This window comes from Amycolatopsis sp. NPDC051106 (genome assembly GCF_040682775.1).
Classification (GTDB): Bacteria; Actinomycetota; Actinomycetes; order Mycobacteriales; family Pseudonocardiaceae; genus Amycolatopsis.
The window spans coordinates 23523-35413 of the sequence record NZ_JBFBBQ010000093.1 but is presented as its reverse complement, the minus strand read 5'-3'; the positions used below and the strand labels follow the sequence as shown (position 1 = coordinate 35413).

At 72.4% G+C, this 11891-nt stretch carries 10 protein-coding genes and 1 pseudogene; 4 read left to right on the top strand and 7 right to left on the bottom strand.

Annotated features, from left to right (window positions below):
- Nucleotides 1-95: pseudogene (locus tag AB0M83_RS40325) on the top strand (TetR/AcrR family transcriptional regulator); the annotation flags it as partial.
- An 83-nt stretch (nucleotides 96-178) separates the two neighbouring features.
- On the opposite strand, the gene AB0M83_RS40320 reads toward AB0M83_RS40325, so the two are convergent.
- The 7 genes from AB0M83_RS40320 to AB0M83_RS40290 form a co-directional block, all read right to left on the bottom strand.
- Nucleotides 179-1711 carry a bifunctional uroporphyrinogen-III C-methyltransferase/uroporphyrinogen-III synthase gene (locus AB0M83_RS40320; protein WP_364525738.1) on the bottom strand — a complete coding sequence of 511 codons (1533 nt, stop codon included), beginning with the start codon at nucleotides 1709-1711 and terminating at the stop codon, nucleotides 179-181.
- A gap of 84 nt (nucleotides 1712-1795) precedes the next feature.
- Entirely contained in the window at nucleotides 1796-2725 is a 930-nt protein-coding gene (gene hemC, locus AB0M83_RS40315) for a hydroxymethylbilane synthase (protein ID WP_364525736.1), read from the bottom strand.
- A 20-nt stretch (nucleotides 2726-2745) separates the two neighbouring features.
- Complete coding sequence (locus tag AB0M83_RS40310; protein ID WP_364525734.1) at nucleotides 2746-4053, bottom strand: glutamyl-tRNA reductase; 1308 nt, start codon at nucleotides 4051-4053, stop codon at nucleotides 2746-2748.
- The gene (locus AB0M83_RS40305) at nucleotides 4050-4856 is read right to left on the bottom strand and encodes a redox-sensing transcriptional repressor Rex (protein ID WP_364525744.1); all 807 of its coding nucleotides are present in this window, start codon (nucleotides 4854-4856) and stop codon (nucleotides 4050-4052) included. Before AB0M83_RS40305 ends, AB0M83_RS40310 begins: the two co-directional genes overlap by 4 nt.
- 447 nt (nucleotides 4857-5303) lie before the next feature.
- Nucleotides 5304-6860, bottom strand: coding sequence for a molybdopterin-dependent oxidoreductase (locus AB0M83_RS40300; RefSeq protein WP_364525732.1), 1557 nt, complete (start codon nucleotides 6858-6860; stop codon nucleotides 5304-5306).
- Nucleotides 6861-6924: 64 nt separating this feature from the next.
- Nucleotides 6925-7161 (bottom strand): glutaredoxin family protein, encoded by a 237-nt coding sequence (locus AB0M83_RS40295; protein WP_364525730.1) that lies wholly within the window; start codon nucleotides 7159-7161, stop codon nucleotides 6925-6927.
- 18 nt (nucleotides 7162-7179) lie between these two features.
- The gene (locus tag AB0M83_RS40290) at nucleotides 7180-8691 is read right to left on the bottom strand and encodes an AMP-binding protein (protein WP_364525728.1); all 1512 of its coding nucleotides are present in this window, start codon (nucleotides 8689-8691) and stop codon (nucleotides 7180-7182) included.
- Between the two features lie 314 nt (nucleotides 8692-9005).
- On the opposite strand from AB0M83_RS40290, the gene AB0M83_RS40285 reads away from it, so the two are divergent.
- The 3 genes from AB0M83_RS40285 (at nucleotide 9006) to AB0M83_RS40275 (ending at nucleotide 11888) form a co-directional block, all read left to right on the top strand.
- Complete coding sequence (locus tag AB0M83_RS40285; RefSeq protein ID WP_284748123.1) at nucleotides 9006-9698, top strand: sigma-70 family RNA polymerase sigma factor; 693 nt, start codon at nucleotides 9006-9008, stop codon at nucleotides 9696-9698.
- A 112-nt stretch (nucleotides 9699-9810) separates the two neighbouring features.
- Nucleotides 9811-10884, top strand: coding sequence for a DUF5667 domain-containing protein (locus tag AB0M83_RS40280; RefSeq protein ID WP_364525726.1), 1074 nt, complete (start codon nucleotides 9811-9813; stop codon nucleotides 10882-10884).
- A 110-nt stretch (nucleotides 10885-10994) separates the two neighbouring features.
- Entirely contained in the window at nucleotides 10995-11888 is an 894-nt protein-coding gene (locus AB0M83_RS40275; RefSeq protein WP_364525724.1) for an HAD-IB family hydrolase, read from the top strand.
- The last annotated feature ends 3 nt before the right edge of the window (nucleotides 11889-11891 follow it).

The following is an 11891-nucleotide window of genomic DNA, read 5'->3' as shown; positions in this document are numbered from 1 at the left end:
CCGGCGTCGGCCAGGGCACGCTCTACCGCCACTTCCCCAGCCGGGAAGCGCTCCTGCTGGCCGTCTACCGGCACGACGTCCAGGAACTGATCGACTGCAGCGAGGCGGCGCTCGACGCCTTGAGCGCGGTCTTCGGTGCGTTGAACGCACCGAAGGCCACCTTGGGGCGCTGGGAACCTCAGGAGCGGCGGGCCCGCTTCGCCTTGCGCGGCGGCGGCAGGGCGCCTTCCGCACGCAGGCGGGCGGCGTGCTCGGCCAGCGCGTCCACCAGGTGCGGCACGTCCGCCTTCTCCGGCTGGACGTCGACCCGGAGCCCGAACTCCACCGCGGTCTCGGCGGTCTTCGGGCCGATGCACGCGACCAGCGTGCGGGTGTGCGGCTTGCCGGCGATGCCGACCAGGTTCCGCACGGTCGAAGACGAGGTGAAGCAGACCGCGTCGAACCCGCCGGTCTTGATCATCTCGCGGGTCTCGGCGGGGGGCGGGGCGGCCCGGACGGTCCGGTAGGCCGTCACGTCGTCGATCTCCCAGCCGCGCTCGCGCAGGCCGGCCGACAGCGTCTCGGTGGCGATGTCCGCCCGCGGCAGGAGCACGCGGTCGACCGGGTCGAGCACGTCGTCGTACGGCGGGAACTCGGCCAGCAGGCCTTCCGAAGACTGCTCGCCCGAGGGGATCAGCTCCGGGATGATGCCGAACGAACGCACCTTCTCCGCGGTCGCGGAGCCGACGCAGGCGATCTTCACGCCGGAGAACGCGCGGGCGTCCAGGCCGAACTCCTCGAACTTCTCCCACACCGCGCGGACCGCGTTGGTGGAGGTGAAGACGATCCACTGGTAGCGGCCGTCGACCAGGCCCTTGACCGAGCGCTCCATCTGCGCCGGGCTGCGGGGCGGCTCGACCGAGATGGTCGGCACCTCGTGCGACGTCGCGCCGTGGCCGCGCAGGCGCTCGGCCATCTCGCCGGCCTGCTCCTTGGTGCGCGGCACCAGGACCTTCCAGCCGTAGAGCGCGCGGGACTCCCACCACGACAGCTTCGAACGCTGCCCGGCGGCCTGGCCGATCGTGACGATCAGCGGCCCGACGAGCTCGCCCGCGTCGTTGGCGACCTTCTCGAGCGTGGTGTCGAGGGTGCGCTGGGTGTTGATGGTGCCGTTCGCGGTGACCGCGACCGGGGTCGACGCCGGGACGCCGTTGCCGGTCAGCGCCGACGCGGCCTCGGCCAGGTGGGCCGACGTCGCGTGCAGCACCAGCGGGCCCGGCGAGGCGGCCAGGGCCGCCCAGTCGACGTCGCCGCGGACGTCGACCTCGGTGTGCGTGCCGCCCAGCGCGACGCCCGCGTAAGCCGGGACGGCCGCGCCCGGCGAGACGCCCGGGATGACGTCGAACACGGCGCTCGTGCGCGCGACCGCCTGCACCTCGGCCACCACGGCCGGGGTGGTCAGCGGGTCGCCCGCGATCAGGCGCAGCACCAGCCGGCCGGCCTTCGCCTCGGCGGTGAGGTCCTTGGCGACCTCGGCGGCCTCGCCGACGGCGGGCCGGACCTCGGCGCCCTCGGCGGCCATGGCCAGCACGGCCTGGGGCACGTCGGGATCGGTCACCACGACCTCGGCCTTGGCGAGCAGTTCCTGGGCACGGACCGTGAGCAGGCCGGCGTCGCCGGGCCCGGAGCCCACGAACGCTACGCGCCCGGTGGTCTTTCGCGCGGGGGTCATCTGTGCGTTTCTCCTCTTGCGGCGGCCGTGCGGGATCGCACGAACGCAGGTCTCCTACGTCTTTTTAAAAGCGCTCGGAAAGCGCTACTGAGCGGGACCGGAGAGGGCTCCGGCTCCGAGGTCCAGCAGCTCGGCGGCCAGGTCCTTGCCCAGCTGGGCGGCCTGGTGCTTGTCGGCCAGCGCGATGGCCCGGACCATGTCCACCGCGCCGTCCTCGCCTTCGGCCGCGGCGGTGCCGCGCAGCGAGATCCGTTCCACGACCTTGCCCTCGGCGTCGAGATCTTCGACGATCTCGGCGAGCGCGCCCACCGGCGCGCTGCACCCCGCCTCGAGCGCGGCCAGCAGAGCACGCTCGGCCGTCACCGCGGCCCGCGTGCCCTCGTCGTCCAATGTGGATGCGAGCAGGTGCTCGAGGTCCACGTCGGCGGCCCGGCACTCCACCGCCAGCGCGCCCTGGGCGGGCGCGGGCAGCATCTGGATCGGGTCGAGGGTCTCGGTGATCGCCTCGACCAGTCCGACCCTGGCCAGTCCGGCACGCGCGAGCACCACGGCATCCAGCTCGCCGTCGGTCACCTTGCGCATGCGGGTGTCGATATTGCCGCGAATCGGCACGATTTCCAAACCGAGACCCAGCGCGCGCAGCTGCGCGATGCGCCGGGCCGCGCCCGTGCCCACCGTCGAGCCCGGCGGCAGCTCACCCAGCGTGAGCCCGTCCCGCGCGATCAACGCGTCCCGCGGGTCCTCGCGCGGTGGCACGGCGGCCAGCGTGATGCCCGGTTCGGGAGCGGTCGGCAGGTCCTTGTACGAGTGGACGATGACGTCGACCTCGTTGCGCAGCAAGGCTTCCCGCAACGCCGAGGTGAACACGCCGACCCCGATCGTGGCGATCGGCGCGGACGATCGGTCACCGGGCGTGGTCACCTTGACGATCTCGACCTCGACGCCGGTGGCGCGCAGGGCGTCGGCGACGGTCCCGGTCTGGGTGAGCGCGAGCTTCGATCCGCGCGTGCCCATGCGAATGACTGTGGTCACTACTACTTCTTCTCTGGTGGGGGCTTCGGGCTCGCCACGGCGGCGGGGGCCTGCGGGTCGAGGCAGAACAGTTCGCGCAACGCGTTCGCGTAGTCGGTCTCGGCCGTCTCGGCGGCCAGCTGCTTCACCCGGACGGTCGGCGCGTGCAGCAGCTTGTCGACCACGCGGCGGACCGTGCGGCCGACCTCTTCGCGGACGGCGCCGTCGAGGTCCGGCAGGCGGTGGTCCAGCCGCAGCAGTTCGGCGTCGACGACCTCGGCCGCGCGGCGGCGCAACGCCGTCACCGTCGGGGTCACCTCGGCGCTGCGCTGCCCGGCGAGGTAGTCGCGCACCTCGTCGAGGACGATCCCGGTCGCCTTGGCCGTCTGGCGCTCGGTGGTCGGGGTGCCGGCTTCGCGCATCCGGCGCTGGATGGTGGCCAGGTCGACGACGCGCACGCCGGCCAGCTCGCCGACCGCCGGGTCGACGTCGCGGGGCAGGCCGAGGTCGCAGACGACGAGGTCGCGGCCGCCGCGGGGCAGCACGTGCCCGGGGCCGAAGACGGCGTCCTGCGCGCCGGTGCAGCAGATGACGATGTCGGCGTCGCGGACCGCGTCGGCCACGTGGGACAGCGGGATCGCGCGGGCGGGCACGCCCTGCTCGGTGACGTTCGCGGCGAGGCGGCGGGCGCGGGCGTCGGTGCGGTTGGCCACGGTGATCTCGCCGATGCCGGCCTTGCGCAGCTGCGACGCGCTCAGCGCGCCCATCGAGCCGGCGCCGACGATGACGGCGTGCTTGCCGGCGACGTCCCCGGCCGCGGCGAGCGCCTCGGAGACGACCGACGCGCCGAGCTGGTCGAGGCCGGTCTCGGAGTGCACGCGCTTGCCGACGCGCAGCGTGGTCTGGATCAGCTCGTGCAGCGTGCGGCCGACGGTGCCGGCCTCGCGCGCGGTGGCGTAGGCGGACCGGACCTGGCCGAGGATCTGCGTCTCGCCGACGACCATCGAGTCGAGGCCCGAGGTGACCGAGAAGAGGTGCTCGACGGCGGCGCCGGCGTAGTGGACGTACAGGCTGTCGTAGAGGTCAGCCGGTTCCATGCCGGCCTGGCGGGCCAGCACCGCGGAGACGTCGTTGAGGCCGCCGTGGAAGGTCTCGACGACCGCGTAGACCTCGATCCGGTTGCACGTCGAGACGAGCATGACCTCGCTGACGTGCTCGGCCTGCTGCAGTTCGTCGAGGACCTTGCCCACGTCGGGCGCGGGCACCGCGACGCGCTCGAGCGTGCTCAGCTCCGCACTCCGATGCGAAAGGCCGACCGCCAACACGCTCATCCGCGCACCACCATTTCCCGTCCGCCGTCCGGACCCGAGCCGTTCCGGCCGCCCTTCCCATTCTCGGACGGCAGACCCGTGCCCGGTAATCCGGAATTGCCCTGATTACCGGCGGCGTCGTCCGCACGGCGGGCCACATGGAACGAGAGTATCTGCAGCTCCACAGCCAAATCCACTTTGCGGACCTCGATGTGAGCAGGAACTTGCAGCACTACGGGAGCGAAGTTGAGGATGCACTGCACACCGCCCGCGACGAGGCGGTCACACACCGATTGCGCGGCCGTGGGCGGGGTGGCGATCACGCCGATGGAGATGCCGCGCTCGGCGCACACCCGCGGGATGTCGTCCATGTGCGACACCGGGAGGCCGCCGACCGGCACGCCGATCAGGTCCGCGTCCAGGTCGAACAGCGCTTCGACCGGGAAGCCGCGCCCCGGGAAGCCGCCGTAGTTGGCCAGCGCGTGACCCAGGTTGCCGATGCCGACCACGGCCACTTTGTGCTGCCGGGTCAGGCCGAGGATGCGCTCGATCTGGCTGACCAGGACGCTGACTTCGTAGCCGACGCCGCGGGTGCCGTAGGAGCCCAGGTACGAGAGGTCTTTGCGCAATTTCGCGGAATTGACGCCCGCCGCCTGGGAGAGTTCCTCGCTCGAAACGGTCGTCGCGCCCTGCTCGGACATCCCGGACAGCACGCGGAGGTAGACGGCGAGGCGGGCGACCGCGGCTTCGGGGATCTGCTTCGCCCGGACGGCCTCGGGGGGATCCCCGGCGCGGCCGTTGCCGGCGGCGGGGACGGCCGGGATCTCGGCGGTCGGCGCGTTGTCGGCGTCCGGGGTGTCCGGGCGGCGCGGCCGGCGCGGCGGCCGGCCCGGGGAGCCCGCGTCGTCGCGCCTCCCCCGCTGTGTCACCACGCCGTCGTCTCCTGCTCGCTGTGCACCCGGCGGCCATCGCCACGGCCTTGCCGAACTGTGTCTTGACCCAGGGCGCGGGGTCCGGTTCGATGCGGACCGCCCGGGGGCGATGGCCCTACGGTAGACCACTTGTGAACGCGCGCACAAAGTCACTGGTCGGAGGCGGTTCCCGGCCGCTGGGACGGGCGCCGAACATGACACGGCGTCAGAATCCTTGTCCGGCAGGCACTTCCGAGGCTCAGGAACCAAGCGCCCCAATGTGGCCTTCGGTGCGTGAGACGCACCGAAGGCCGCCTTGGGTGCGTCTGACGCAACCAAGGCCGCCTTGGGGCGCTCGGGTCAGTGGGCGTCGAGGGTCACCGAGTGCCAGCCGGTCGCGCCGTCCGGGACCGGGTCCGCGCGGTTCTCCGTCTGCGTGTAGCCGTCCTGGTCGGTCGCCCGGACGAACGCCTGGTGCGTGCCCGTCGGCACGTCCAGCTCGATCCACCACATGCGCCAGGTGTCCTTGCTCACCTCGGCCGAGAGCGTCGCGGGCTGCCACGCCCCCTGGTCGAGCCGGACCTCGACCTTCGCGATGCCGGTGTGCTGCGCCCACGCCGTGCCGGCCAGCCGGACCTTGCCCGCCGTCACGCCCGCGAAGCCGGTCGGCGTGTCGATCCGGGACTCCGTCTTGATCGGCGCCTGCTCGGCCCAGCCACGGTTCAGCCAGTACGACTGCCGCGCGTCCCACTTCGTGAATTCGAGGGATTCGACCCACTTCGTCGCGGAGACATAGCCGTACAGCCCGGGGATGACGATCCGAGCGGGGAAGCCGTGCTCGATCGGCAGCGGCTCGCCGTTCATGCCGATCGCCAGCATCGCGCCGCGCTGCGGGTCGAGCGCGACGTTCGCCGGGGTGCCGCAGGTCCAGCCGTCGACGCTGGTGGCGAACATCTGCTCGGCGCCCGGCTGTACGCCGGCTTCGTCGAGCAGGTCCACGAGGTCGACGCCGAGCCAGGTCGCGTTCGAGATCAGCGGCCCGCCGACCTCGTTGGAGACGCAGGTGAGCGTGACGCGGCGCTCGACCAGCGGCCGGTTGCGGATGTCGGCGTAGGAGAAGGTGACCTCCTTGTCGACCATCCCGTGAATCTTCAGGCTCCAGTCCTCGGTGCGGATCTGCGGGACGACCAGCGCGGTGTCGATGCGGTAGAAGTCGCCGTTCGGCGTGAGGAACGGCGGCGAGCCCAGCTTCGCGAAGTCGGCGTCCGCGGGCAGCGGCGGCGCGGTGCGCGCGGGAACGAGCGGCCCGACCGCGGCCCGGGAGTCCTCGGCGTTCGAGCTGGTCCCGGCCACCTGCCCGACCACGGCGGCGATCCCCGACCCCGCGGCCACGCCGACGCCGGCGCGCAGGAACTTCCGGCGGTCGAAGCCCCGCTCGGACACGACGTCCACGGGCAGGGCGACCCGGTGCAGCATCGTGAAGACGACGAGCCCGGCGACCAGGGCGGCGACCGGCGCGAGCAGTGAGACCTGCCCGAGGTCGCTGCGCGCGTAGACGGCGGCGACCCCGGCGGCGCCCAGCAGGAAGACGAGGACCTGCCCGGCCCGCGGCGTCCGGCGCGAGAGCTGGCCGGCGAGCAGAGCGAAGAGCACGAGCACCACGGCGAGCCCGGCCTTGAGGATCGGCTTGTCCCAGGTGCCCAGCGTCCGCTCGGCCCACTTCACGATCCCGGTCGGACTGTGGTCGATGACGTAGTTGGCGACCGCGATGAACGGCGAAGCGGTGTAGCCGACGAAGCCCGCGACGAGGTGCCCGACCCCGAGCGCGGCGGCCAGGGCGAGAAGCCCGATGAGGGTGGCGACGGGCAGCGAAAGCCGCCTGGGCGCTTCGGGCGGCGCTTCCTGCAGAGTGCTCACGCCTCCATCTTCGGAGCCCGCGCTCCGGAAGGCTGCCCGATCCGCCTTACGGACGTGTTACGGCTCAGGCCAGCGCGCGCCGCAACCGGTCCTCTTCCACCCGCCAGTACCCGTGCTCGGCGCCGTCGACCAGGATCACCGGGACGCGGTCGCCGTACTCCGCGCGCCACTCCGGGTCCGTGTCGACGTCCTCCGTCTTCCACGTGTGGCCCAGCTCGCCGCAAATCCGGGCGACGTCCGCCTCCGCGACCTCGCAGAGGTGGCACCCCACCCGGCTCATGACCGTCACTTCGTGCGCCATGCCGTCCTTACTACCGCACTACCGCAACCGCATGCGGCGGAGCTTGCCGGTCGCCGAGTGCGGCAGCGACTCGGCGAACTCCACGGCGTGCGGCACCTTGTACCCGGCCAGGTGGGCCGTGCACTGGTCGACGACCTGCTGCTCGGACAGCGACGCCCCGGCGACCGGCACCACGAACGCCTTCACGGCCTCGCCGCTGCGCTCGTCCACGACCCCGACGACGGCCGCCTCGGCCACCTCCGGCAGCCGCCCGATGACCTCTTCGACTTCGCGGGGGAAGACGTTGAAGCCGTTGACGATGATCAGGTCGTTGGCCCGGTCGACCAGGTGCAGGTCGCCGTCGACGTCGAGGTAGCCGACGTCACCGGTGCGGAACCAGCCCTCGTCGTCCGGCCCGTGGCCGCCGTCGGGCCAGTAGCCGGAGAACAGGTTCGCGCCGCGGATCGACACCAGCCCGGTCTCGCCTTCGGCCTCGAAGACGTCGTCGACGTCGTCGGGGTCGAGCGGCACGGCCTGGTCGGTGCCGTCGCTGTCGACCAGCCGCAGCTCCACCCCGGGCAGCGGCCGCCCGACCGAACCCGGCTTCGGGTAGCCGGTGACCAGCGTCGACGTCACCACCGGCGCGCATTCGGTCAGCCCGTAGCCCTCGTAGACGTCGAGGCCGGTCGCCTCGCGGATCGCGCCGAGCACCTTCGGGTGCAGCGGCGCGGCGCCCGACGTCATCCGCCGGACGGTGGCCAGTCCCCGCTTCAGCTCCTCGGTGCCGAGTGCGGCGAACTCGGAGTACATCGTCGGGACGCCGGTGATCGTCGTGACGCCGTGTTCGGCGCAGTCGTCCAGCGTGCGCTGCGCTTCGAAGCGCTCCGACAGGACCGCGGTCGCCCCGGCCGCGACCGCGTGCAGCAGTCCGGGGCCGAGGCCGTAGACGTGGAAGAGCGGGATGGTGATCAGCACGCGGTCGTCGTGCTCCAGCGCCCCCTCGACGCGGCTGATCTGCTCCAGGTTCGCCAGCAGCGCGCGGTGCGACAGCATCACGCCGCGCGGCGGGCCGGTGGTCCCGGAGGTGTAGGAGACGACGGCGACGTCCTCCCCCGCGCGCCCCGCATCGACAGTTTCGATTGCTCCATCCGGGTCGGATTCCGGAGTGAGACCGATCACGCCGTCCGGCAGCGCCTCTTCGGCGTCGCGCGTGATGACAACCTTGGCACCGCTGTGCTCGAGGAGCTTCTCGAGCTCGGGTCGCGGCGCTTGCGGCGACAGCGGCACGACGACCGCGCCGGCGCGCAGCGCGCCGAAGAACGCGACCGCGAAGTCCACCGACGTCGGCAGCCGCAACGCGACCCGGTCGCCGGGCTCGACCCCGCCGTCCGCGAGCCGCCTGGCCTGCGCCTGCACGGCGGCCTCGAGCCGGGCGTACGTCAGCCCTCGGCCGGTGCCCGTCTCTCGCACGGCCGGATGGTCCGGCCACGTCGCCGCGGCCCTGGTGAGCAGCCCGCCGACCCCTGACTGCGTCCCCTCTGGAGCACTCATCCGCGGTCCACCTCTCCTCGCCCGGACCAAACCGTTGCAAGTCTGTCATTCGAAGCGACGTCATGGGTGCTGACCGCGAGCGTCGCGTTTCTGCAACCCCGGAGCCACTACCTACTTCGCGGTAACAACACGTATGCTGCACTGCGTCGGGGTGGTGTTGATCACCACCGCGACCGGAGAGAGGGAGTCGCCGTGACGAACTTGCCTGCCCACGAGGCCGTGGGGCACGCGAGCCGGCAGGCCCCTGCTCGCCGGAGTTCCGGGGGTACCGTGGCCCAGCACAGGGCCGAAGCCGCCGCCGGAGGTGCCGCCCGATGACCGTGCCGACCGCCGTGAGCCGCGGGCCCGTCTTCATGTTCGCCGAACGCGTCTTCGGCCGATCGCCGTCCGTGCCGATGAGCAGGCAGGCGGTCGACGAGGAGCGCGCCGAGGCGGCGAAGGCCGAAGCCTGGGACCTGGTGCGCGCCGCGCAGGACGGTGACTCGTCCGCGTTCGGCCGGCTCTACGACCGCTACGTGGACGTCGTCTACCGGTACGTGCTCTTCCGGCTGGGCGACCGGGACCTCGCCGAGGACGTCACCAGCGAGACGTTCCTGCGCGCGCTGCGCCGGATCACGTCGGTGAGCTACCAGGGACGTGACGTCGGCGCCTGGTTCGTCACCATCGCCCGCAACCTCGTGCTCGACCACGTGAAGTCGAGCCGGTTCCGCCTCGAGGTCGTCACCGACGAGGTGACCGAGCCGGGTTCGGCGCCGTTCAGCGTCGGCGCGTCCGTCCAGGCGGGCCCGGAGCAGGAGGCGATCAGCCGCGCCACCCGCACCGAGTTGCTGCGCTGCGTCGCCGAACTGGGCGATGACCAGCGGGAATGCATCATCCTGCGGTTCCTGCAGGGCCTGTCGGTGGCGGAGACGGCCGAGATCATGAACCGCAACGAGGGCGCGATCAAGGCGCTCCAGCACCGCGCGGTACGCCGTTTGGCACAACTCCTGCCCACCGGATTGCGCTGATCCCGCGAAGTTTTCGGCCCGTTGACCGAAACCGGTAACCCTGACGCCTTCTTAATCGTTACTCCTGCCAGACCGGTGTCAGGACCGGCCACGGCCCGGATGGAGCTGCGCAGTGAGGTTTGCGCGTGAGCGAGCCGAGATCGATCGGTTCGCGCGTGCCCTGGAGCCGTCCCCGAAGCAGCGGGACGGCGAGTTCGCCGACGAACTGGCCCTCGTCGGCGCCCTGCGCGAGCTCGGTGCGGCTGGGGCCCCGGACCTGGAGACGCGGCAGCGGATCCGCGCGGAGATCGCGGGCCGCCTGGAGACGGCGGCGGCCACCCCGCGTCGGAGGTGGCGGCCGCGGACCGCCGACCTGGTGGCCGCCGCGCTCTTCCTCGTGCTCGTCCTCTCCGGCCTGACCCTGGTGCTCTCGCGGAACGCGTTGCCGGGTGATCCGCTCTACGGTGTCAAGCGGGCCGGTGAGTCGACGGCGCTGGGCCTGACCTTCGGCGACCAGGCGAAGGCCCGGAAGCACCTCGAGTTCGCCACCAACCGCGTCACCGAGCTCAGCGAACTGGCCGCGCAGGGCGCGAGCGAAGCGGACTACCGGACGGCGTACGACGACTTCGCGACCGACCTTCGCGCCGGCGTCGCCCAGATGGCCGCGGTGGCGACCAGCGACGGCAGCGGCACGCAGGCGCTGTCCGACGTCCGGCTGTGGGCGCGGAACCAGGAGGCAAGGCTCGCGGCCGGCCAGCCGAAGCTCCCGGCGGCCGCGGCGACGGTGTTCGGCGACGTGCGCGACCTGCTCGGCAAGGTCCAGGAGCGCACGAGCGGGCTGGTCGAGCGGATGAACTGCTACCAGATCACCACCGGCGCGTCCGACGAACTGGGCCCGCTCCCGGCGACCGGCGAGTGCACGCAGCGGCCGGTTCCTTCGTCCGGCGGCGAGCCGGCATCGGCGTCGGACGAGCCGTCGACGGCCGAAAGCACGTCCCCGGCTCCGACGGGCACGCAGCTGCCGCCGTCGGACGCCGCGACGACGCCCGGCATCCCCGTGCCGACCGGCGGGGTCACGCCGCCGCCGGTGTACGGCCAGGACCCGACGACCACGCAGCGGCCCCCGGTGACGTCGACCACCCAGCCGCCACCGCTGGTTTCGATCCCGCCGCTGCTCCCGGGTCTGCCGCCGATCGTGATCGGCTGAGGTCCGGGCCACACCCGCGACGGCGCGGTGGGCGGCTCGCTACGCTGTGCGAAGGACCCGGACGTTCGCAGGGACGTCGCCAGACGTGGGCAGACGTGGAGGCGGTGTGCGTGTCAGCTTGGCGTGGCAGGGATAAGAGTCAGGAGCTGGAACGGCTCGCCACGCTCGCGGGCGAAGCGTCGGCCGAGGCCGCCCACGCCCGCGTGGTCGCCGAGCCCCCCGCCCCGCCCGCCCCGCCGGACCTCACGGCGGCCGCGTTCTTCGACGTCGACAACACGATGATGATGGGCGCGTCGATCTTCTACTTCGCGCGCGGGCTCGCGGCGCGGAAGTTCTTCACGTCGTCGGACCTCGCCGGGTTCGTCTGGGGCCAGATCAAGTTCCGCCTCGGCGGCCGCGAGAACAAAGAGGACATCCGGACCCACCGCGAGCGCGCACTGTCCTTTGTGGCCGGCCGCACGGTGGCGGAGCTGACGTCGATCAGCGAAGAGATCTACGACGAGCTGATGGCGGACAAGATCTGGTCCGGCACGCGCGCGCTGGCGCAGATGCACCTCGACGCGGGCCAGCGGGTCTGGCTGGTGACGGCGACCCCGATCGAGCTGGCGGCGATCATTTCCCGCCGCCTGGGGCTGACGGGCGCACTGGGCACGGTGGCCGAAACGCGCGACGGCGTCTACACAGGACGCTTGGTGGGCGACCTCCTGCACGGCCGCGCGAAGGCACACGCGGTGCGGGCCCTGGCGTCGCGCGAGGGCCTGAACCTCAAGCGCTGCACGGCATATTCGGACTCGGCGAACGACATCCCGATGCTGTCGGCGGTGGGCACCGCGGTGGCGGTGAACCCGGACGGCGGGTTGCGGGACGTGGCGCGGGCGCGTGGCTGGGAGATCCGCGACTTCCGGACGGGCCGGAAGGCCGCGAAGATCGGCGTGCCGTCGGTGCTGGGCGCGGGTGCTCTGGCCGGCGCGGTGGCGGCGGGCATGGCCTACCGCCGCCGCTGACGC

What these genes read in the sequence shown, in the direction of transcription:
- AB0M83_RS40320 (WP_364525738.1), bottom strand. Translation starts at nt 1,711, where the DNA reads ATGACCCCCGCGCGAAAGACCACCGGGCGCGTAGCGTTCGTGGGCTCC.
- hemC (WP_364525736.1), bottom strand. Translation starts at nt 2,725, where the DNA reads ATGGGCACGCGCGGATCGAAGCTCGCGCTCACCCAGACCGGGACCGTC.
- AB0M83_RS40310 (WP_364525734.1), bottom strand. Translation starts at nt 4,053, where the DNA reads ATGAGCGTGTTGGCGGTCGGCCTTTCGCATCGGAGTGCGGAGCTGAGC.
- AB0M83_RS40295 (WP_364525730.1), bottom strand. Translation starts at nt 7,161, where the DNA reads ATGGCGCACGAAGTGACGGTCATGAGCCGGGTGGGGTGCCACCTCTGC.
- AB0M83_RS40290 (WP_364525728.1), bottom strand. Translation starts at nt 8,691, where the DNA reads ATGAGTGCTCCAGAGGGGACGCAGTCAGGGGTCGGCGGGCTGCTCACC.
- AB0M83_RS40285 (WP_284748123.1), top strand. Translation starts at nt 9,006, where the DNA reads ATGACCGTGCCGACCGCCGTGAGCCGCGGGCCCGTCTTCATGTTCGCC.